The organism is Pseudomonas sp. PDM09, from assembly GCF_014852305.1.
Classification (GTDB): Bacteria; Pseudomonadota; Gammaproteobacteria; order Pseudomonadales; family Pseudomonadaceae; genus Aquipseudomonas.
Map to the genome: position 1 here is coordinate 191,918 of NZ_JACVBI010000005.1, position 21,601 is coordinate 213,518.

Consider the following 21,601-nt stretch of genomic DNA (forward strand, 5'->3'; position numbering starts at 1 on the left):
CCGTTGCCTGGCGTGGAGCAAACCACGTCAGGCTTTCAAGTGATCCTGACGTTCACGAATTGCCACGGATCGGATTCATCGGTCTGCTCGGGCATCAGTGAGTGACGTCCGGTAAGCGGCGTCCAGTCGGAATAAATGCCTTCTACCTTGCCAAGGTAAGGCATGCAGATCTGCAAAATCTCCCTGAAGGGCAATTCATCCGGTTCGACAATACCGCGTTGCGGATTGCGAATAGCCCAGATCACGCCGGCCAGCACTCCCGCCGTCACTTGCAGGCTGGTGGCGCTGTTATGGGGGCAGAGTGTCCGGGCTTGCTGGATCGATAAGCGCGAGCCATACCAATAACTGTTTCTGGCATGCCCCATCAGCAGCACGCCGAGTTCGTCACTGCCGTCGAGGATTTCGTCATCGAGCAGGCGCTGGCCGCTCTGGGGTTTCCAGTTGCGCTCGGCGAGTTCATGCACCGAGAGCAAGGCATCGTCACAGGGCCGATACGCGTAATGGACGGTCGGCCGGTAAGTCGGCTGCCTTCCCTGGCCAAGGGTCAGGTAGTCGGCAATCGACAGGGCTTCGTTGTGGGTCACGAGCAGCCCATGGGTTGGCCCCGTCGAGGGGGTCCAGGTTCGAACCGGCGTGGAGGCACCGGGACGTTGCAGATAGATACCGGCCTGGCACCCGAAGGCGTGGTAATAGCCATCCTCGGGCAGCGCTTTCTCATGGCTGCCCCAACCCAATTCCGCCGGCTGGCTGCCTTCACTGATGAAGCCGTCCACGGACCAGGTATTGACGAACTCATCGGCGATTTTGTGTTGCGATGAAAACTGCGAATCGCGTTCGGCAATGTGGATGCAGCGGATATTCAGTCGGCTGGCCAGCTGCGCCCATTCTTCGCGAGTAGTGGGCTGGGGCGTTGTGTCACCCAAATCCTCAGCGAGGTTGACCAGTGCCTGCTTGATCAGGTGGGACACCAGCCCCGGATTGGCCCCGTGAGTCAAGACAGCGGTGGACAAACCTTGTGCACTTTCCCTGCGAAGCTGAAGAGCCGCCTCCCTCAATGCATAGTTGGATCTTTCGGACAGGGATTTGTCGGGGTCGGTATAACCGCCTTCCCACGGCTCGATACAGGTGTCCAGATACAGCACGCCTTTACGCTGGGCGAACTGAATCAGCGACAGGCTCGAAACCCCCACCGAGAGGTTGAGCAGGAAATCGCCAGCGCTCAAAAGAGGGTCGAGCACCGCCTCGTAATTGTTCTGATCCAGTTGCTCGGCTTGGTGGGCAACGCCAAATTCCTGCGCGAGCAAGCGTCCATCGTCATCGGGGCTGAGGATCAACAGTCGCTGCGGTTCAAGTTCAAGATGGCGCAACAGTAGCGGGAGTACGCCTTTTCCGATACAGCCAGAGCCGATCATCACCAACCTGGCATCAAAGGGCTGAATGACATGCTCAAGATCTGACATCGATAGCCTCCACCGGCTGACCGCGCTCGCCGCAAATGACCTGTCGATAACCACGACGCCCTCAAACTAGAGACTGCAAGGCTCAGTTAAAGCTCAAAAAAGTTTCGGACACCGCCAAGGTGATTCTGCTATGCCAATCGAGACCAAAAAACAGATGAGAATGAGGCGAACTGCTGGCCCACCGATTTCTGTTTCGTTGTCAAACTTGCTTTCTTTTCAGAAGGTTAGGCATTGGCGATATGCGGACTTTGGTATGGATGGCTGTGACGTTTGCCCTGATGCTCTCGCTTGAGGCTCAGGCAAAGGACCTGAGCAAGAACAGTCGTTTCGTCTGCAGCTGGGGCTCGGACATAGCCGCAGACGCGCAAGCGGCGAAGCTTTCCGGTTTCACGCTTTACGGGGCACGCAAGAAACTGCAAACGCGAAAATTCCCCCGGCCGTGGATGCGCATGACGGCCATGGGGATTACCGAACAAACCTATAACAGTGCCTCACGTCTCAAGCCTGCTGCTATCAAGCAAACGTATTACGAGCAATGCATCCGGCATGAGTTGGCCCGACGCTAAAAGTTGATCGAGGCGCTCAGCCGGGCGGTCAGTGGGGCGCCCTGGAACAGGTAGCCATCGCCCATGTATTCACCGGCGTCGCGCCAGTAGCGTTTGTCGAACAGGTTGTCCACGGTCAGGCGAAAAACGGTGTCGTATCCGTCGATGCGAGTGCTGTAGCGGCTGCCGATGTTGAAGATGGCATAGGCACCAGTCTGCACTTCACCCTGGCGGTTGGCGTACTTGCTGGCGCTGTACTGCACTGAGCCGAGCAGCGCCAGGCCATCGAACCAGGGCAGGGCATAGTCGCCGTAGAGGTTGGCGCGCAGGGTCGGAACGTTGATTGCCTGGTGACCTTCATAAGCTGGCGTGCCGCTGTCGGTGACCCGCGCGCGGATCGCCGCGACACTGGCGGCGATCTGCAGGCGCTGGCTGGCCCAGCCATTGGCCGAGAGCTCCAGCCCGGTGTTCTTCTGTTCGCCCTGTTGGGTGAACGTGAACGTACCGTCGTCATTCGGTCGCGAGTACTGGTAGGCCTGGCGAATCTGGAACAGCGCCGCGGCCAGACTGATGCGCTGCCAGTCGTATTTGATCCCTGCCTCGATTTGTCGCGATACGGTGGGCGCGAGGATTTCATAGGCATTGGTGGTAAACCACGCTGCTTCGCCACCCAGGGACAGGCCCTTGCTATAGCGGGTGTACAGCGACAGGTTTTGCACCGGCTTGTAGATCAGCGCGGCCTGGGGCAGGAACTTATAGCGTTGGGTGTGCCGGGTAGTCTCGCCCTGGCTGTCGAAGGTCTCTTCATCCAGGCGCACTTCGCGCCCGCCCAGCACCGCCTGCCATTGCTCATTGAAGCTGATCCGGTCATTGAAGAACAGGCCGTACTGGCGGCTGTCCAGGCGCCGGTAGGAATCGTTGAGCGGGCCATCGTAAGGGGCAAAATCCGCCGGTTCGCTGTTGATGTTGGCGCTGCCGATCATTTGATTGATGGCATCGCGTTTGTCCACCACGCGGCGGAACGCGCTAGTCCCGACGCTGAGTTCGTGGCCCAGGCCACCGGTTTCGAAGTGGCCGCTGAGGGCTGCCTGCACTTCATCGTTGCGGCGGGTATCGTCGGGGCTGCGGAAATCGTAAATGTCGTAGTCGCCCTCCGGGCTGAAGTAGTTCGGCACCGCCGCGCCGGCGCAACTGGCGGAGCCGTAGCAGCCCCAGGCGAACGAGCTGTAGTCATCGATCACCACCCGGCTGCGCGAGGCGCTGAGGTTGCCTTTCCACTGGTCGCTGAAGCGGTATTCGAAATTACCGTTGAGGTTCAGCGCATCGGTGGTGACCGGGTTCGAACCGCTCTGGTGGGCCAACAGTTTCTTTGGCGAGGCGTGGTGCGGCAGGCTGGAACCGCCGAGCAATTGATAACCCGGTGCCGAGCGCTGCTCTTTGGTCTGGTACTCGGCGTCCAGCTGCAGCAGCGCATTGGGGCTGATGTTCCAGTCGAAGGCCAGCGAGGCGAAGTCGCGCTGGCCATTGGTGTGTTCGACGTAGGAATGCAGGTCTTCGTGGGCCAGGTTGGCGCGCAGGCCGAACTGCTGCTCGCTGCCGAACCAGCCACCGACGTCGGTCGCCAGGTAACCACTGCCGCGATCGTCGGTAGAGACGGTGACCGAACGCACGTCGCCAGGCCGTTTGGTCACGTAGTTGACCAATCCGCCGGGCTCGCTGACACCGCTTTGCAAACCGGAAAGGCCCTTGAGCAACTCCACCTGCTGTTTGTTCTCCAGCCCGACATTCTGCTCGCCAGTGATGGTGCGGCCGTTGATCTTGTAGCTGCTGGCGGAGTTGAGGGAGAAGCCACGCACGACGAAGTTTTCGTAGTAGCCGACCGGCGCGTAGCTTTCACCCACCGAGGCGTCGTTGCGCAGTACTTCGCTGAGCAGACGGGCCTGCTGATCCTTGATCATCGCCTCGTTGACCACCGAAATCGAGGCCGGCGTATCGAGCAATGGCGCCGCCTCGAAACCACCGACCGAAGCGCTGTCGGCCTGATAACCGGAAGTATCTTCGCCGGTGACGGTCACCGCCGGCAGTTCGGTCGCGGCGGCCCAGGTCGAAGGCACGGCGCTGGACAGCAGCAGGCCCAAGCCCAGGTTCAGGGGATTGAGCGCGAACCGCGGGGCGGCCACTCCCTGGCGGGAGGTCCGGTAAAGCCTATTCATGAAAAATCCTCGACGACTGCGGGCCCGGGTTTGGCGAGTCTTAGCCTGCGGCTCACGCTTGAAAGCGGGGCATCATACAAGAGCAGCGATCATGAAATGAAAGTGTCATCGCGACGATCGCCGGGTAACTGCGGCAGCTCCGGGGTTCCTCACAACCCCCAGCCATCCCTCACAGCCTTACGAATGCCCTCCAGCAACATCGCAAACGCCGGGTTGTCGTTGTTCTCACGCCAGATCAAATGCAGTTCACTCTGTACGCCTTCGCCCAGATCGATATCGCGAAACACCACGTTCTTGAACACAACACTGGTGGCGCAGCGAGGTACCAGGGCCAGGCCCATTCCGGCGTTGACCAGGGCCAGGATAGTCAGGGACGAGCCGAGCCACTGCACATATTCCGGGGCGACGCGGGCCGAGCGGAGCATGCCGGTCAGCAGTTCGTTGAACGGCGGGTACGCCGCATGGGAGTACATCAGGAAGGGTTGAGCGTCCAGATCTTTGACGGACACGGTGTTGGCGCTGGCCAGCCGATGGTTGTGGGGGACGGCCAATACGAAAGGTTCACGCACCAGGCATTCGGTGGCATAGCCTGGCTCAAGCAACGGTGCGCGAACGATGCCCAGATCGATACGGCGGGCGCGAAGGGCTTCGTGTTGCTGGTAGGTGTTCATCTCCGACAGATCGATTTTGACTTGAGGCTGTTTGAGCCGCGCTTCCGCGATGACCTTGGGCAGGAACTCGTAAACCGCGCTACCGACGAAGCTGATATTGACCGTACCGATGTCCCCTTCGGCGAAGCGCCGAGCGGTTACGGCGGCTTGCTGAGCGCGCTCCAGCAGGTTCTGTGCCTCGATAAAAAAGGCGCGGCCGGCGGCGGTCAAGGCGACGCTGCGCGTGCTGCGGGTGAACAACTCGACGCCCAGGTGATGTTCCAACAGTTGAATCTGGCGACTCAAAGGTGGTTGGGTCATGTTCAACCGTTCGGCAGCCCGGCGGAAGTTCAGTTCGGTGGCCACGGTGGTGAAACAGCGCAGTTGCGTCAGTTCGAACATTGATCTAATCCAGGTATCAATCGAGTGCCAAGTTAGATTAGACGGGATCAATAGGCACGTCCATGATCGGTTCTCCCTTAAAAAAACAATGAACGGGAGTCGCCCCTTGAATACCCATAAGAGTCCGCCGGACCCGACCGTCCTCGCCCGAGCAGCGACCAAGGTCAAGCGTCACGTACTGCCGCTGTTCGTGGTGATGTTCATCGTCAACTACATCGACCGGGTCAACATCGGCTTCGTGCGCAGCCACCTGGAAACCGACCTGGGCATTGGCGCCGCGGCCTATGGCTTGGGTGCCGGGCTGTTTTTCATCGGTTATGCCATCTTCGAAGTGCCTTCCAATATGCTGCTGCAACGCTACGGTGCCCGTGCCTGGCTGACGCGCATTATGTTCACCTGGGGCGCGGCGGCGATGGCCATGGCCTTCGTGCGCGGCGAAACCAGCTTTTATGTACTGCGCTTCATTCTCGGCGCCGCCGAAGCGGGTTTTTTCCCCGGCATCATCTATTACTTCACCCAATGGCTACCGTCGACCGAGCGGGGCAAGGCCATGGCAATCTTCCTCAGCGGTTCAGCCATTGCCTCGGTGATTTCCGGGCCGGTATCCGGCGCGCTGCTGCACGTCGGCGGTCTCAGCCTGCATGGCTGGCAGTGGATGTTCCTGATTGAAGGCTTTGCTTCTATCGTGCTCTGTGGGTTTGTCTGGTTCTGGCTGCAATCCCATCCACGTCAGGCGAATTGGCTGAGCGCTGAAGAAAAGGATGCACTGGTAAGCGCCATTGCCCTGGAACAGCAGGCTCGAGAAGCCGTGCAGGCAGTTAAACCTTCGATGTTCAAATTGCTCGCCGATCGGCAGATCGCCCTGTTCTGCTTTATCTATTTTTCCATCGCCCTGACGATTTATGGCGCCACGTTCTGGCTGCCCAGCATGATCAAGAAGATGGGCAACCTCGGCGACTTCCAGGTCGGCCTGTTCAACTCGATCCCGTGGATCATCTCCATTCTGGCGATGTATGGCTTCGCTGCCATGGCCAGTAAATGGAAATACCAACAGGCCTGGGTGGCCGTGACATTGGTGATTGCCGCGTTCGGCATGTTCATGTCAACCACCGGCGGGCCGATCTTTGCCTTCGTCGCCATCTGTTTTGCGGCCATTGGATTCAAGGCGGCTTCGGCTTTGTTCTGGCCAATTCCCCAGGGCTATCTGGATGCGCGTATCGCTGCGGCAGTGCTGGCTTTGATCAACTCCATCGGCAATCTCGGCGGTTTCGTGGCGCCGACCGCGTTCGGTTTCCTGGAGCAGACCACCGGCTCCATCGAAGGCGGTTTGTACGGCCTGGCGGCGACTTCGCTGGTCGCGGCCGTGGTGATCTTTTTTGCCCGTACTGCACCGCGTGGCGACACGCACAGCTCGCTCACCGGTAAACCGGTCGACGCCGCAGCCGCAAAAAATTCTGTCAGTCATCAAGCCTTGAATACCGAGCCAAAGGGAGCTGCCTCTTGAAAATCAAACGCGTTACCGTCACCCCCATCGCCTTTCGTGATCCGCCGCTGCTCAATGCCAGCGGTATTCACGAACCCTTCGCGCTGCGCTCGATCATCGAGATCGAGAGCGACAATGGCTACATCGGCCTGGGCGAAAGCTACGGCGACGCCCCGGCGCTGGCGATTCAACAGCAATTGCAACGTCAGCTGATCGGTCTCGACCCGTTCAACCTCAACCAGTTACGCGCCATCGTGCAGGCCACCGTGGCGGCAAACAAAACCCAGAGCATCGCCGGTGCAGAATTGGCGCCTGGCTCTCACGCCAGCAAAGCGGTAAGCAACGCGTATTCGGCGTTCGAAGTGGCGTTTCTCGATCTACAGGCGCATTCCCTGAACGTGCCGCTGGTGGACCTGCTGGGCGGGGCGATTCGTGATGAAGTGCCGTTTAGCGCCTATCTGTTCTTCAAGTACGCGCAACACATCGATTCACCGTACAAACCGGATAGCTGGGGCGAGGCGCTGAACGAAGAGCAGATCGTCGCCCAGGCCCGGCGCATGATCGAGGCCTACGGTTTCAAGAGCATCAAACTCAAGGCTGGGGCACTGCCGCCGGAGCACGAAGTGTCGTGCATCAAGGCGCTGAAAAAGGCCTTTCCCGGTTACCCGTTGCGCATCGATCCGAACGGCAACTGGTCGCTGGAAACTTCGATTCGCATGGCAGAGCTGCTGGGTGATGACCTGCAATATTACGAAGACCCGACACCGGGCCTCGACGGCATGGCCGAATTGCATAAACGTACCGGTCTGCCGCTGGCGACCAATATGGTGGTCACGGATTTTGATGAGTTTCGCCGCAGTGTGGCCCTGAACAGCGTGCAGATCGTGCTCGCCGACCATCATTACTGGGGTGGTCTGCGGGACACCCAGGCGTTGGCGAAAATGTGCGACACCTTCGGCCTTGGCGTGTCTATGCATTCCAATTCGCACCTGGGCATCAGCCTGATGGCCATGGCACATGTCGCCGCTTCAGTGCCCAATCTCGATTACGCCTGCGACACTCATTACCCCTGGCAGGAACCGGACGAAGAGGTGATCAAGGGCGGCAAGCTATCCATCGTCGATGGCTGCGTGAAAATCACCCGTGCGCCTGGGTTGGGTCTTGAGCTAGATCACGATCAACTGGGCAAGCTGCATGATCAATACCTGAGCTGCGGCATTCGTCAGCGCGATGACGTGAAACAGATGCAGCGTTACAAGCCGGAATGGAAGACGATCAAACCGCGTTTTTGATTTCGCATAGTCAGTTAAGTCATTTCGACCGCAACCCACTTCTTGTAGCAGCTGGCGAAGCCTGCGTTCGGCTGCGTAGCAGTCGTAAACCCTGAGTGCACAGTGTGCCTGATGGACCGCAATGCCTGATTTTGCGACTGCTTCGCAGCCGAACGCAGGCTTCGCCAGCTGCTACAAGGCCGAAGCAGGCTTTGGCAGTTGCTTCGGATCGCATTACAACCAATTGCTGGTCATGCATTGTCCGGCGCCTCACGAAACCGTTGCTCGATGGCCTCCGCAAACGGGTAGAACGAAAACCAGGGCCGGGCTTCGTCGATCACGCGCTGAAACGATGGTCTCTGTACCAACCTTTCGAAATAGGCACGCAAGTGGCCGTAGTCATCGGGAAATGGCACGAGCGTCCTGGCATAGAAAAGTGCCGGGGCAGCGGCGCAATCGGCCATGCTGAACGCCGGGCTGGCCACCCAGATCCTGGATGCCATCCGGCGTTCAAGCATGCCGTAGGCCGTTTTCAGCATGGATCGCTCTTTGGTCAAATCACCGTTGGTCGCCTGTAGCCGATCGCTGACAATCTGTTGCATCGGCACTTGTACATAATGGTCGAAAAAGCGATCCCATAATCGGACTTCCAGCGCAGTCTCCCAATCGTCTGGAACCAGATTGCGCGTGCCTGGAAATCGTCTATCCAGGTACTCGATGATGATGCTGGACTCCGGCAGATTCAGCTGATGAACAGAGTCAAAAATTACTGGGAACTTTCCGATTGGCCACAATGCCTGAAGTTCGGCGCTGTCGGCAGGGTCACCGAGATCGATGATTCTTCTCTCGAATTCGATGCCGTTTTCGTAGAGCGCGATGAGGACTTTGTGACAGAACGACGCCAGTGGATGGTAGTAAAGCGTCAGCGACATCTTTCAACTCCTCATTGGATGGGAGGGGTGGGAAGAGCAAGGCCCTGATATGAAGAGACGGTGGCAATGCACAAGCATAGGCGGATGTCAGCAGTGCGTCAGGGCAGTCAATTTCGAATTTGCATACTTGCAAACGGAAGAAAGCCTGCTTGACTGAGCCACTGGTCGGTTTGTGACTTATTGGTCATGGCGTTCATCTCAGCGCCCTTGTACCGTTGTCGCTGGTTTGTGCTGTCAGGCTTGCCCGGAGGAAGCCGGACGGTCAATCAAGCTGTGTGTCTGATCCAATTTGTTCAAGGAATAGAATGAAATGACGTTGAAAACTGCGATCGTCCAGATTGGTAAGAAGTACAGGGTTTATACCGAGCATTACCTCAACGCCACCGCCGACAAGACCATTATTCTGGTCAACGGCTCGCTGGCAACGACCGCATCTTTTGCCCAAACGGTGCGCTACCTGCGGCCACGCTTCAATGTAGTCCTCTACGATCAGCCCTACGCCGGTCAATCGAAACAACACAACCAGCATGACCAGCCGATCCGCAAGGAAGACGAGGCCGAAATATTGCTGGAGTTGATCGAGCACTTTCGGGCGCAGCATGTGCTGTCCTTTTCCTGGGGCGGCGCAGCGACTTTGCTGGCGCTGGCCCAGCACCCACAACGAATCGAAAAAGCGGTGATCAGTTCATTCGCGGCGCGAATCAATACGCCGATGCGCGATTATCTGGAGAGTGGCCGGCACTTCCTCCAGGCCTGTGATCGGCGCAATGTGGGGCGCTTGATCAACAGCACGATCGGCAAGCATCTGCCGTCGCTGTTCAAGCGTTTCAACGAACGCCATGTCAGCAGCCTTGATGAACACGAATACCGGCAGATGCATTTTCACGTCAACGAAGTGCTGACTCAGGACACTCATTGCTACGTTTCCTGTGCCGATGCCATCGAAGTTCCGCTGCTGTTTATCAACGGCGAACGGGATGAGTACACCTCGGTGGAAGACGCCCGTCTTTTCGCAACTCATTCCCGTCAGGCTCAGTTTCAGACCATCAAGAACGCCGGGCACTTCCTCGATATGGAACACCCGACGGCCTGGAATGACACCCAGCAGGCCTTGTTGGGCTTTCTGCAGCCGGTCGCCAAAATACCGAGCCAGCCCCGTGACCTGACGTTCAGTAGCAAAGCGTCAGTGATTCCGCCCCTTCAGTCAGCTAACTGGGTGCGGCTTTAACTGGCGCAGCAACTCGATCTGATCCGCCGGGACCAAAGTACGCAAAGCTTTATACAGCGCGCGGGTTTCGAGCAGGTTCCAGACGCGCAGCATGGTTTCCAGGGCGTCCAGTGGCTTGCTGATAAAGTCTTTGGCGCCCAGGGCCAGCGCGCGCAGGCGGGTATCGCGGGTGGCGTCGGCGGTGAGCACGAGGATCGGCAGGTATTCGCCGCTCGGGATGCGCCGGTTGAGTTGTTCCAGTACGGCAAAGCCGTCGAACTCCGGCATGTGCAGGTCGAGAATCACCAGGTCAGGCTCGAAGCTGTTGAACAGGTCCAGGGTTCGCAGCGGCTGGGTACTGCTCAGTACATTGGTCAGCCCTTCGCGGACAAGCAACTGCTCCATCAAGTCGAGGTTGGGCCGCTGGTCGTCGATGATCAGAATGCGCAGGTCGGTGTTCACACGGGCTCCGGTAGATGCTGGTCAAGATGGGCGAGGAATGAAGGGATGTTAATCGGCTTGGTCAGCACCGCCGTCGCTCCCGCCTCCAGCAAGGCCAGATGCGTGAGGTCGCTGGCATCGGCGGTGATCATCAGCACGGGAATGGCACGGGTGATGGAAGACTGACGCAAGCGTTGCAGCACATTGAAACCATCCAGATCCGGCAGCGCCACGTCGAGCAATATCAGCTGCGGTGCATGTTGACGGGCCAGGTCCAGACCCATTTGCCCCTGCATGCTTGAGAGCAACTGGATGTGCGGCCGACGTTGCAGCAGGGTTTCGATCAGGGCCAGGCTTGAGAGATTGTCTTCGATGCACAGGACTTTGCCCTGGTAATCGGGAGCGGCGAGGGCGGCCGTGACCGTTGGGTGACTGATTCGTGCAACCGGTGGCTCGGTGATTGGCTGCAGGCGCACGAAGGGCAATTCCAGGGTGAAACTTGCGCCTTCGCCGGGCTGGCTTTTGACGGTCAGGCTGCCGTTCATCATTTCCAGCAGACTTTTGCTCAAGGCCAGGCCCAGGCCGGTGCCTTCCACGTTCGGATCGGTCTCCAGACGTTCGAATGGCTTGAACAGTTGCTCCAGGCGATCGGCCGCAATGCCCTTGCCGGTATCGCAGACTGACACGGCAATTCGCTGTTGAATAACCCTGACTTCGATGCGCACCTGGCCCTGGGGCCGGTTGTATTTGATCGCGTTGGACAATAGGTTCAGCAGCACCTGAACCAGACGTTGCCGATCGGCGACGATTCCGCTGTCGGCGGCCAGCATCGGCAACTCGACCAGTTGAATGCCAGCGTCGCAGGCCATGGGGGAAACCAGTGTCAGGGCTTCTTGCAGCACCACTGCCAAGGGCACGGCTTCAACATTCAGCGGCAGGCGCCCGGCTTCGATCTTGGCGATGTCCAACACCTCGTTGATCAGGGTCAGCAGGTGTTGTCCGGCCCGCAGGATATGACCGATCTGTGCCCGCTGCCCCTTGGGTGAGTCCATGTCCAACAGTTGTGCGAAGCCGAGAATGGAGTTGAGCGGGGTACGCAGTTCGTGGCTCATGCGCGACAGGAACTCGCTTTTGGCGCGGCTGGCGCGTTCGGCTTCTTCCCGTGCGGTGCTCAGGGCTATCTCGGCCACGCGGCGATCGGTGATGTCGCGGGTGATCTTGGAGAATCCGCGCAAGGCGCCACTGCTGTCGTATTGCGCGGTAATCACCACGCTGGCCCAGAAGCGGCTGCCATCCTTGCGGCAACGCCAGGCCTCTTCCATGTAATGACCGTCGCGAGTGGCCTCGCGCAGCGCCATGTCTGGATGCTGCGGGCATTCTTGCGACAGATAAAACACCGAAAAATGCTGGCCGACGATTTCCTGTTCGGTGTAGCCCTTGATCCGTTCGGCGCCCGCATTCCAACTGGTGACGAAGCCCTGTGTGTCGAGGGCGAAAATACCGTAGTCCTTCACCCCGTCGATGATCAGCCGCAGGCGCTCTTCGTTGTCGCGCAACGCCCGTTCACGTTCGGCCAGCAACAGCCCGGCTTCGACCAGGCGCGTGCCCAATTGACCAATCTCATCGTTCTCCGGCGGCTGCGGCAGTAACGGCTGACCGAGTGCCAGCCGTTGTGCGTTGCCCTGGACCTGTTTGACCCGGGCGACGATGCCCTTGGACAGAAACAGCACCGCCACGATGGCGCCAAACAACCCGCACGCCGCAGCCAGCAGGGTGGAGAACAACAACCGCTGTCGAGTGGAGGCAGCGGCCGCGGTACGCTCGGCCAGCAACGTATCCTCGAGGGTGCGCATGGCGCTGATGCGTTCGCGCAATTCGTCGAGGATGTGCTTGTTGCTGATCAGGATGGTGGTGATCGACTCGGGTGTGGCGCTGCGATCGTCGAGCAGTTCAACCAGCCCCTCGACCTTGGTCTCGATCAACGGGGTGATCGCCTCCAGATGTTTGCGCACCCGCTCATCGCGAACGTTGCTGTCGAGCCGTCGCAGGGCGGATTCGATCAAGGGCTTGGCTTGCCGATAACCCGGCAGGAAATCCTCACGACGGGTCAGCAGATAACCGCGCACGCTGGCGGCAGCCTCGGCGAGCAGGGTGTGCACGGCCTGAATGTCGCCTTGCACCAGCAGCACCCGGCGCACGTCCTCTTCCGCGCGTGCGGTCTGACGCTCGGTGATGTAGATCAGCACCAGTGAGAGCAACAGGATTACCAACGGCAGGGAAATCACCACGAGGGCTTTGCCGCGTAATGGCAGATCGGCCCAGCGTCGAGCATTTGAAACCTTCATGACTGGGTCACCAGCCCCAGGGCCATGCCACGAACTGCCGCCTGGGTTCGGTCGGCGGCGCCGAGTTTACCGATGACCCGTTCCACGTGGGCTTTGGCCGTACCCGTGGTGATACCGAGTTCTTCGCCGATTTCACGATTGCTGAAGCCGCTGGCTACCAACCCGAGGACCTGGCGTTCGCGGGCGGTCAAGGTTTCGGCAGGTGCGGCGCCACTGGCGTTGCGTTCGGTCATGCGCCGCAGCAGGCGGGCGCTGACGGCGCTATTGAGAGCTTCCTCGCCCGCGGCGACGCGTTGCAAGGCGTCAATCACTTCATTGCGGCTGGCGTCTTTGAGCAGGTAACCCACGGCACCGGCGTTCATCGCCGCTTCCAGGTGATCCGGGCTGTCGTCCATGGTGAAGATCACCACTTTCAGGGCCGGCAGGCGCTGCTGAAGAATCCGCGCCGCGCCCAACCCGTTGAGCACGGGCATGCGAATGTCGAGGATGACGATGTCGGGCAGCAAGCGCTCACAAACGTCCACCGCTTCCTGACCATCGCGGGCCTGGCCGACCACTTCGAATTGCGGATGGCCCGCCAGCAGCGCGACGAAACCGGTCCGGGTGACCTCATGATCGTCCGCCAGAACCAGACGTAAAACTTCAGTCATTGAGCTGTTCCATTGAGGTCGAAAGGTACGGTGGCGCGCAGTTGCGTCCCGCCATGCGCATGGCTGACGCAAGTGAAATCGCCGCCCAGCAGGCTTGCGCGTTCCTTCATCGCCGCGAGCCCCAAGTGCCGGGCGCCGCAGGTGTCGAGCCGTTGTTCCATGGCAAAACCTTTGCCGTTGTCGTTCAGCCGTAGCGAGGCCAGTCCTTCGTGCAGTTCCAGCGCGAGGACGACATGGCTGGCCTGCGCATGTTTGAGAATATTGTTAATGCCTTCCTGGGCGATCCGGAACAGGGCGATTTCCACCTGGCTGGGCAAGCGTGCTTCGCAACGCGCACTCCAGTTCACTTTGATCCCGGCGTCGCGCAGGCGATCCGCTTCTTTGTCGACCGCCTTCAGCAAGCCAAAGTCGTCGAGTACCGTCGGGCGCAGGCCGCTGATCAATTGCCGGCCTTCGCCGACACAATGCTGGGCCAATGCAAGAATCGTTTGTAAGTCTGCGCCGAGTTCGTCGGGCAGTGGCGGGCAGCGGCCGGCAAAACCTTGCAGGCGCTGATGCAGCCCGGCGAGGGTTTGCGCCAGGCCGTCGTGCAGGTCGTAAGCCATGCGCTTGCGTTCGTCTTCCTGTGCCCTGAACAATCGATGCACCAGGTCGGACATGGTGCGTTCGCGCGCGACCAGTGCATCCAGCAACCGCTGGTTTTCCAGGTGCGCGGCCAGCAGGGTGGCGAGCAATTGCAGGGATTCGAGGTCCTCGGTGTCCGGTGCACTGATGCTGACACTGTTGGCCAGCACCAACGCACCGAAGGCCGCGCCATCGCCGCCGCGCAACGGCACCCGCAGCACATTGGGCAGAACCGCGCTGGGCTGCTCCTGCCATTGCGGGGAGCACATCGCGGTATCGGCGAGACGCTCGAGGCTGTGTAAACGATCACGGCTACCGTGACTGGCGGTGGTCTTGACCTGCGCATCCACGTCCCATTCCAGCAGTAACGCGTGGTCCATCGCCAGGAACGCGCAGGCCCGTTGCAGCACCCGTTGACGCATGGCCTCAGGGGCCAGTTGCGTCAGTTCCTGGCCGGTATCCACCAGCAGCCGCAGCCGCGCGGCGCGACTTTGCGATTGCCGATACTGGGTGCGAATGGCCAAGGCGCTACCGGGGTCATGATCAGGGTTTTGCATGGGCATATTCCGGCGCAGGCTCGCCCGTTCGGGCTGGGGCGTCATTAAACCTTGTTGACGGGGCAGGGCGCTATCTGCCGAATGGCATAGGCAAATGACTCCGGTTGGCCGATGGCGGGCGACGTTCCGAGCGGCACAGTGTGGCCATCGACCACCATTGGAATCGCGCAATGAAATTCAAGACCTCAACCATCGCCCTGTTGTTCGCCCTGACCACCCCGTTGGCCCAGGCGTTGGAGGCAGTGCCTTACGTCTACAGCAGCGTGGCCGAACAGCCCGGTAACGTGAAGGATCGTGAAATCGCCGCGCTGTTTGATCAATGGAATAGCGCATTGAAGAGCGGCAATGTTCAGAGCGTGGTCGACCTGTACGCGCCGAACGCCGTGCTGCAGCCGACGGTTTCCAACAAGGTGCGCACCACGCCGGCACAAATCAAGGACTACTTCGATCACTTCATGGCGCTCAAGCCGGTGGGCCAGATCAACTTCCGTGAGATCCGTCCATTAGGCGCCAATGTGGCGATGGACAGTGGCGTCTACACCTTTACCTTGACCGAGGCCGATGGCAAGACTCGTCAGGTGCAGGCGCGCTACACCTTCGTCTATGAACAGGTTGGCGGGCAGTGGAAGATTCTCAACCATCACTCTTCGGCGATGCCGCAAGCACAGGTGCTGCACGCCGGGAAGTAACCGCGTTTTCGACGCTTCATGTGGTTAAGACACAATCCCTGTGGGAGCGGGCTTGCTCGCGAAGGCGTCAGCACATCCAACACTGATGTCGCCTGACACACCGCTTTCGCGAGCAAGCCCGCTCCCACAGGTTCCGCGCCTGACTGGCATTACCGACACGGCCCACTTTGAAGTGGGCCGTGTGCGTTGTGTCAGTTCAACGCCAAGTCATCTGCAGGCTGCTGCCCGCGGGCCTGTGCGGCGAGTTGCAACTGGCTGGCGATCAGGGTGTTTTTCAGCAGATAGGCAATGGTCATCGGCCCGACGCCACCCGGCACCGGGGTGATCGCCCGGGCGACGGTGCGGGCGCTGGCATAGTCGACATCGCCCACCAGACGATCGCCGGATTCGCTGGCGATGCGGTTGATGCCGACATCGATGACCACCGCACCGGGCTTGAGCCAACTGGCGTCGATCAACTCAGGCCGACCCACCGCTGCGACCACGATATCCGCCAGCCGGCACAACGCCGGGGCGTCGACGCTACGCGAATGCACCACGCTGACCGAGCAGTTGGCCTGCAACAACAAGGTCGCCATCGGTTTGCCGACAATGTTCGAACGGCCGATGACCACCGCGTGCAAGCCGCTCAGGTCATCACCGCAGGTCTCGTGCAGCAGGCGCATGCAGCCACTGGGCGTGCACGGGGTCAGGACCTCCATGCCTTGCACCAGCCCACCGACGTTTTCCCGATGAAAACCGTCCACGTCCTTGATCGGGTCGATGGCCTGAATCACCGCCTGTTCGTCGATAGTGGCAGGCAAGGGCAGTTGCACCAGGATGCCGGTCACCGAGGCATCGGCGTTGAGTTGCGCAATCAGTTCCAGCACCTGGGTCTGGCTGGCGGTTTCCGGCAGGCGGTATTCAAGGGAGCGGATACCGACTTCCTTGGCGCGCAGCAGTTTGTTGCGCACATAAACGTGGCTGGCCGGGTCGTCACCGACCAACAGGACCGCCAGGGCGGGATAGATTTGCTGGCCGGCAAGGGCCAGAACCTCTTCCCGGACCTCGTCGAGAACCTGGGCAGAAATGGCTTTGCCGTCGATATCGCGGGCCAGTGATGGGGTACTGCTGATCAAATGCGTCACCGTCGTCTTGATTGAAAGGGGTGAAGTGATCATCAAGGCGTCTTCGCGCGCCGATGATCCATCAGAGACATGCAGGCAGGGACGCACAGGCTACCAGTTGAGGGCAGGCCAATACCACCGCAACAGCGGCGATCAGACGGGCCGGGATTGAGCCTCTCAATGCATCTTGCTGTGATCCTGCATGCCGAGCGCCCGAGTCTCGGCGTCAACCTTGATCGTCTCTTTTTCGCCCTTGGCGTTTTCCACGGTCAGGGTCAGGGGCACGTTGTCGCCTTCCTTCACCTGAGTCGTCAGGTCCATCAGCATGATGTGGTAGCCATGGGGATCAAAGCTCACCGGTTTGCCGGCCGGCAGCGCGACGGACTCGACCTGGCTCATGCTCATCACATCGTCTTTCATGCTGGATTGGTGAATTTGCACGGTGTTCGCGACTGGCGACTGCACGCTGAGCAGTTTGCTGTCGCTGTCGGCCTGCAGGGTCATGAAGGCGCCGGTCGAATGCTGGCCGGCCACCGTCGCGCGGACCCAAGCGTCGTTCACCTGGGTTTGGGCGCACACCTGCCAGGCCGTGCCGATCAGGAAAAGGCCCAGGGTCAGCTGTTTAATACGTGGTGCGTAGATCGAAGTCATCAGCAGACCTCCATGACGGTGAGCAGGTCTTCTGCACACTCTTGAGCGGTAAGGGACGCGGACAGCCCCAGGCGCAAAGTGCCTCGGGAGTCGAATACGAAGCTGGTCGCGGTATGGGAGAGGGTATAGGTCGAGCCGCTCGGGATCTTTTCAAAGAACACACCGAACTCCTTGGCGGTGGCGGCGGTTTCTTCCAGCGAGCCGTGCAGCGCCTCGAAACTTGGATCGAAGGCTTTGACGTAGGCGTCGAGCATTTGCGGCGTATCGCGTTCGGGGTCCAGGGTGATGAAGATCACTTGCAGGCGTTCGCCATCGCGGCCCATCAGTTTTTTCGCTTGTGCCGCACGGGCCAGCGTCGTCGGGCAGACCGCCGGACATTGGGTGAAACCGAAAAAAACCATCGGCATCAGGCCACGGTAGCTGCCCAGCATCCGGGTTTCGCCCTGGGCGTCCTTGAGTTTGAAGGTGCGCCCCATGATCTTGTCGCTGAGGTCCTTGCCGTACTTGAACGACAGCTTGCTGCTGTCATCGCAGCCGGCGAGCAGGCCAAGGCTCAACAGGCTCATGCCTTGCAGGACCGTGCGACGGGTATACAACGTACTCATGGAAAAAAGCATCCTGTGTAGCGACCGGGAATCTACAGTGGCTGATCAATCAGACGAAAAAAAGCGCACGGATGTTAACAAACTGTTGCGCTATGGCGCTCAATCGATGGCCCGCCGGTCATGCGCCAAAAGGTCGCGGCTTCGGGACAACATGGCTTTTAAACACGCGCATTCCGGCAATGTTGCGAATCCCTGTGGGAGCGGGCTTGCTCGCGAAGACGGCGGCACAGTCAATATTGATGTCGCCTCACACACCGCTTTCGCGAGCAAGTCGAATCGTCGCACCGCCGCTCCCACAGGGATTCGCGCTTAGCTCACTGGCATTGCTCAAGCCCAAATAGAACGTAGCTGCATGCACTTTTAAAGAGCCATGCCTGACAATGTGCACCAGTGCGAAGCGGTTTCCTGAGCTATTCCTTCCTTCCGCTCCAATGTCCGCCCACACGCTCGCGGGGGCCTGCAAAGTTGAATCGCGCCTGATGAGACCCGCCTGGGCCGGTGTCTTTACCACATTCCCCCATCGTTCAGAGGTCGGTTTTCCAGAACTGAGGAAGTCATACGCCGCAGACTGGCACAAAGGCTGCATTGATACCTTCAGGTCCATCGAAAACAGATGGGCAGCCCACTCGGTCAACGATGATCGAGCGGCCGAGCAGGTCGTGGGCAACATCGGTGGATCCGGCGAAGGCGCCAGGTCGAACACCGCGAAGAACAGGCAAAGACGCCTGAAACCGAGAGGTTTCAGGCGTTTTTTTTTGCTTTTTTTAACCGTGATTGGCTTTGGCTGGGTGCTTACTATGAATTCCAATGTTGCCGCGTTGAACAAACTGCAAACACTGATCGTGATCGGCAATGGCATGGTCGGACATCATTGTGTCGAGCAGCTCATCGAGCGCGGTGCCCTCGACCATTACCGGCTGCATGTCTTCAGCGAAGAGCCGATGCGCGCCTACGACCGGGTGCATCTGTCCGAGTATTTCGGCGGTCGCGATGCCGAGTCGCTGGCCCTGGGCGAAGCCTCTCTGTACCAGACGCCGGGCGTCACTCTGCATTTGGGCGTGCCGGTGCTGGAAATCGACCGAGCGCGACGCCAGGTGATTACCGCACAAGGTTGCGTCGCGTACGACAAATTGGTTCTGGCCACCGGTTCCTATCCGTTTGTGCCGCCTATTGAAGGTGCGGAAGGTGACTCGCGCCTGGTCTATCGCACCCTCGAAGACCTCGACGCGATTCGTGCCGCGGCGGCCAATGCCCGGCGCGGCGTAGTAGTCGGCGGTGGCCTGCTCGGTCTGGAAGCGGCCAACGCCCTGAAAAGCCTGGGCCTGGAAGCGCATGTGGTGGAATTTGCCCCACGTCTGATGCCAGTGCAGCTGGACGAGCAGGGTGGCCTGGCGCTGAAGACGCAGATCGAGCGGCTCGGTGTGAGTGTGCACCTGTCCCGTGGCACGCAGTCGATCAGTGCCGGCGAGCAGTACCGCTACCGGATGAATTTTGCCAATGACGAATTCCTTGAAGCCGACCTGATCGTGTTCTCCGCCGGCATCCGCGCGCAAGACGCGCTGGCCCGCCAATGTGCGCTGGACATCGGTCCCCGTGGCGGCGTGGTGATTGATGACCAATGCCTGACCAGCGATCCGAACATCTACGCAATCGGCGAGTGTGCGGCCTGGAATGGCAGCCTCTTCGGTCTGGTCGCTCCGGGTTATCAAATGGCCCGTGGCGTCGCGACGCTGCTGTGCAATCAAGTGGCGGAGCCGTTCCAGGGAGCCGACATGTCGACCAAGCTCAAACTGCTCGGCGTGGATGTCGGCTCCATCGGCGATGCCCATGCGCAGACGCCGGGTGCGCGCAGTTATCAGTTCATCGATGAAGCCACGGCCAGCTACCGCCGCCTGGTGGTGGATGCTGACAGCAAGCGCGTGCTCGGCGCGGTGCTGGTCGGCGACAACAGCTACTACGACACCTTGCTGCAATACATGCAGAACGGCATTGCCTTGCCGTCGGAACCGGCCAGCCTGATTCTGCCATCGTCCACCGGTGCGCCAACCCTGGGCCCGGGCGCGTTGCCTGAGGCGGCGACGGTGTGCTCGTGCCATAACGTCACCAAGGGCTCGATCTGCTCGGCCATCGACGGTGGCTGCACAGACCTGGGCCTGCTCAAGTCGCAGACCAAGGCGTGCACCGGTTGCGGCGGTTGCGCAGGGCTGCTCAAGCAAGTGTTCGAGCATGAATTGATTGCCCGTGGCGTCAGTGTCGACAAGAGCCTGTGCGAACACTTCGCCTACACCCGTCAGGAGCTTTATGCGCTCGTGCGGGTAGAAGGGGTGATCACCTTCGAAGAACTGCTGGCCAAGCACGGTCGCGGCCACACCGGTTGCGACGTATGCAAACCGGCGGTGGGCTCGATCCTCGCCTCGTGCTGGAACCAGCCGATCATGGATGCCTCGCTGGTGCCGTTGCAGGACACCAACGACACTTTCATGGCCAACATGCAGAAAAACGGCACCTATTCGGTGGTGCCGCGCATCGCCGGGGGCGAGATCACAGCCGACAAGCTGATCGCGATTGGCGTGGTGGCAAAAAAATACGACCTCTACACGAAAATCACCGGCGGCCAGCGGATCGACCTGTTCGGCGCGCAGTTGCATCAGTTGCCGGACATCTGGTCCGAGTTGATTGAGGCCGGTTTCGAAACCGGGCATGCCTACGGCAAATCGACCCGCACGGTGAAGTCTTGCGTCGGCAGCACCTGGTGCCGTTACGGCGTGCAGGACAGCGTGAAAATGGCCCTGACCCTCGAGGATCGCTACAAAGGCCTGCGTTCGCCGCACAAGCTCAAGTTCGCGGTCTCCGGTTGTACCCGTGAATGTGCCGAGGCGCAGAGCAAAGACGTGGGCGTGATCGCCACCGAGAACGGCTGGAACCTCTATGTCGCCGGTAACGGTGGCATGCGCCCACGCCACGCCGAGCTGTTCGCCACTGACCTGGACGATGAAACCCTGATCCGTTACATCGACCGGTTCCTGATGTTCTACATCCGCACCGCCGATAAATTGCAGCGCACCTCGGTCTGGCGCGAAAGCCTGGAGGGCGGCCTGGATTACCTCAAGGACGTGGTCATCAACGACAGCCTGGGGCTCGGCGCAGAACTCGAATCGCAGATGCAACTGGTGGTCAACCGCTACGAATGCGAATGGGCCAACGCCCTCAAAGACCCGGAAAAACTCAAGCGCTTCCGCACCTTCGTCAACGATCAACGCCCGGACCCGGACATCCATTTTGTTCAGGAACGCGGTCAACGCCGGCCGATCATGGCCGCCGAACTCAACCTTATCCCTGTCACCGAGGAGAATGCCTGATGAGTCAGTCCAATACCCAGCGTGTCGAAGTCCCTGCAACCGCGGCCAATGCTCAGGCGTGGCAGGCGGTGTGCAGCCAGCAGGATCTGGTCAGCAACTCCGGCGTCGTGGTCTGGCTCGACGGCGCGCAGGTGGCGCTGTTCTACCTGCCGCAGGCCGAAGGTCGCACCCTCTACGCCATCGACAACCATGATCCGCAATCCGGCGCGAACGTCATCGGCCGCGGACTGATCGGCAGCCTCAAGGGTGACCTGGTGGTGGCGTCGCCGATCTACAAGCAGCATTTCCGTCTCGAAGACGGCAGTTGCCTGGAGTACCCGGAGCAGCGCCTGCGGGTGTGGCCGGTGCGCCTGAACGCCGGCGTCGTGGAAGTCGCGGCGGCTTGATCGCCGCTCTGAACCGTATCGGAGA

The 21,601-nt window shown here is 60.1% G+C and carries 19 protein-coding genes; 7 read left to right on the forward strand and 12 right to left on the reverse strand.

Features of this window, described 5'->3' with window-relative positions; genetic code table 11:
* Positions 1-35: 35 nt before the first annotated feature.
* Positions 36-1,460 carry a homospermidine synthase gene (locus tag IB250_RS14380; RefSeq protein ID WP_192344576.1) on the reverse strand — a complete coding sequence of 475 codons (1,425 nt, stop codon included), beginning with the start codon at positions 1,458-1,460 and terminating at the stop codon, positions 36-38.
* A 239-nt stretch (positions 1,461-1,699) separates the two neighbouring features.
* Here IB250_RS14380 and IB250_RS14385 point away from each other — a divergent pair, with 239 nt between their 5' ends.
* On the forward strand, positions 1,700-2,026 hold the full coding sequence (locus tag IB250_RS14385) for a hypothetical protein (protein WP_192344577.1): 327 nt from the start codon (positions 1,700-1,702) through the stop codon (positions 2,024-2,026).
* On the opposite strand, the gene IB250_RS14390 is transcribed toward IB250_RS14385, so the two are convergent.
* The gene (locus IB250_RS14390) at positions 2,023-4,218 is read right to left on the reverse strand and encodes a TonB-dependent siderophore receptor (RefSeq protein ID WP_192344578.1); all 2,196 of its coding nucleotides are present in this window, start codon (positions 4,216-4,218) and stop codon (positions 2,023-2,025) included. The genes IB250_RS14385 and IB250_RS14390 overlap by 4 nt on opposite strands.
* Positions 4,219-4,367: 149 nt before the next feature.
* Positions 4,368-5,270, reverse strand: a complete 903-nt coding sequence (locus IB250_RS14395) for a LysR substrate-binding domain-containing protein (protein WP_063343779.1) — start codon at positions 5,268-5,270, stop codon at positions 4,368-4,370.
* Between the two features lie 106 nt (positions 5,271-5,376).
* Here IB250_RS14395 and IB250_RS14400 point away from each other — a divergent pair, with 106 nt between their 5' ends.
* Both IB250_RS14400 and IB250_RS14405 read left to right on the forward strand, forming a co-directional pair.
* Complete coding sequence (locus tag IB250_RS14400) at positions 5,377-6,774, forward strand: MFS transporter (RefSeq protein ID WP_192344579.1); 1,398 nt, start codon at positions 5,377-5,379, stop codon at positions 6,772-6,774.
* The gene (locus IB250_RS14405) at positions 6,771-8,045 is read left to right on the forward strand and encodes a glucarate dehydratase family protein (protein WP_192344580.1); all 1,275 of its coding nucleotides are present in this window, start codon (positions 6,771-6,773) and stop codon (positions 8,043-8,045) included. Before IB250_RS14400 ends, IB250_RS14405 begins: the two co-directional genes overlap by 4 nt.
* Before the next feature lie 230 nt (positions 8,046-8,275).
* Here IB250_RS14405 and IB250_RS14410 read toward each other — a convergent pair whose 3' ends face one another.
* A complete protein-coding gene (locus IB250_RS14410; RefSeq protein ID WP_192344581.1) occupies positions 8,276-8,956 on the reverse strand; it encodes a glutathione S-transferase family protein in 681 nt (226 codons plus the stop codon).
* 310 nt (positions 8,957-9,266) lie between these two features.
* Between IB250_RS14410 and IB250_RS14415 the strand changes: the two genes are divergently transcribed.
* Positions 9,267-10,184, forward strand: coding sequence for an alpha/beta fold hydrolase (locus IB250_RS14415; protein ID WP_192344582.1), 918 nt, complete (start codon positions 9,267-9,269; stop codon positions 10,182-10,184).
* Here IB250_RS14415 and IB250_RS14420 read toward each other — a convergent pair.
* From IB250_RS14420 to IB250_RS14435, 4 genes are read right to left on the reverse strand one after another with little or no spacing between them, the layout of a single operon-like run.
* Entirely contained in the window at positions 10,161-10,625 is a 465-nt protein-coding gene (locus tag IB250_RS14420; RefSeq protein ID WP_123494785.1) for a response regulator, read from the reverse strand. The two genes, IB250_RS14415 and IB250_RS14420, sit on opposite strands and share 24 nt — an antisense overlap.
* Complete coding sequence (locus IB250_RS14425) at positions 10,622-12,949, reverse strand: ATP-binding protein (RefSeq protein ID WP_192344583.1); 2,328 nt, start codon at positions 12,947-12,949, stop codon at positions 10,622-10,624. The genes IB250_RS14420 and IB250_RS14425 overlap by 4 nt, the downstream gene beginning before the upstream one ends.
* On the reverse strand, positions 12,946-13,599 hold the full coding sequence (locus IB250_RS14430; RefSeq protein WP_192344584.1) for a response regulator: 654 nt from the start codon (positions 13,597-13,599) through the stop codon (positions 12,946-12,948). Before IB250_RS14430 ends, IB250_RS14425 begins: the two co-directional genes overlap by 4 nt.
* Entirely contained in the window at positions 13,596-14,780 is a 1,185-nt protein-coding gene (locus tag IB250_RS14435) for a sensor histidine kinase (protein WP_192344585.1), read from the reverse strand. Before IB250_RS14435 ends, IB250_RS14430 begins: the two co-directional genes overlap by 4 nt.
* A 170-nt stretch (positions 14,781-14,950) precedes the next feature.
* On the opposite strand from IB250_RS14435, the gene IB250_RS14440 reads away from it, so the two are divergent.
* Positions 14,951-15,469, forward strand: a complete 519-nt coding sequence (locus IB250_RS14440; protein ID WP_192344586.1) for an SgcJ/EcaC family oxidoreductase — start codon at positions 14,951-14,953, stop codon at positions 15,467-15,469.
* A 191-nt stretch (positions 15,470-15,660) separates the two neighbouring features.
* Here IB250_RS14440 and IB250_RS14445 read toward each other — a convergent pair whose 3' ends face one another.
* The 4 genes from IB250_RS14445 to IB250_RS14460 form a co-directional block, all read right to left on the reverse strand.
* A complete protein-coding gene (locus IB250_RS14445; RefSeq protein WP_225603509.1) occupies positions 15,661-16,629 on the reverse strand; it encodes a bifunctional 5,10-methylenetetrahydrofolate dehydrogenase/5,10-methenyltetrahydrofolate cyclohydrolase in 969 nt (322 codons plus the stop codon).
* A gap of 123 nt (positions 16,630-16,752) precedes the next feature.
* Positions 16,753-17,226, reverse strand: coding sequence for a copper chaperone PCu(A)C (locus IB250_RS14450; protein WP_192344587.1), 474 nt, complete (start codon positions 17,224-17,226; stop codon positions 16,753-16,755).
* Positions 17,226-17,831 carry an SCO family protein gene (locus IB250_RS14455; protein WP_192344588.1) on the reverse strand — a complete coding sequence of 202 codons (606 nt, stop codon included), beginning with the start codon at positions 17,829-17,831 and terminating at the stop codon, positions 17,226-17,228. The genes IB250_RS14450 and IB250_RS14455 overlap by 1 nt, the downstream gene beginning before the upstream one ends.
* Positions 17,832-18,078: 247 nt before the next feature.
* Positions 18,079-18,690, reverse strand: a complete 612-nt coding sequence (locus tag IB250_RS14460) for a hypothetical protein (protein ID WP_192344589.1) — start codon at positions 18,688-18,690, stop codon at positions 18,079-18,081.
* On the opposite strand from IB250_RS14460, the gene nirB reads away from it, so the two are divergent.
* Complete coding sequence (gene nirB, locus IB250_RS14465; RefSeq protein ID WP_192344590.1) at positions 18,629-21,190, forward strand: nitrite reductase large subunit NirB; 2,562 nt, start codon at positions 18,629-18,631, stop codon at positions 21,188-21,190. The two genes, IB250_RS14460 and nirB, sit on opposite strands and share 62 nt — an antisense overlap.
* Positions 21,190-21,576: a nitrite reductase small subunit NirD gene (gene nirD, locus IB250_RS14470; RefSeq protein ID WP_095631088.1), complete on the forward strand. Its 387-nt coding sequence runs from the start codon at positions 21,190-21,192 to the stop codon at positions 21,574-21,576. The genes nirB and nirD overlap by 1 nt, the downstream gene beginning before the upstream one ends.
* The last annotated feature ends 25 nt before the right edge of the window (positions 21,577-21,601 follow it).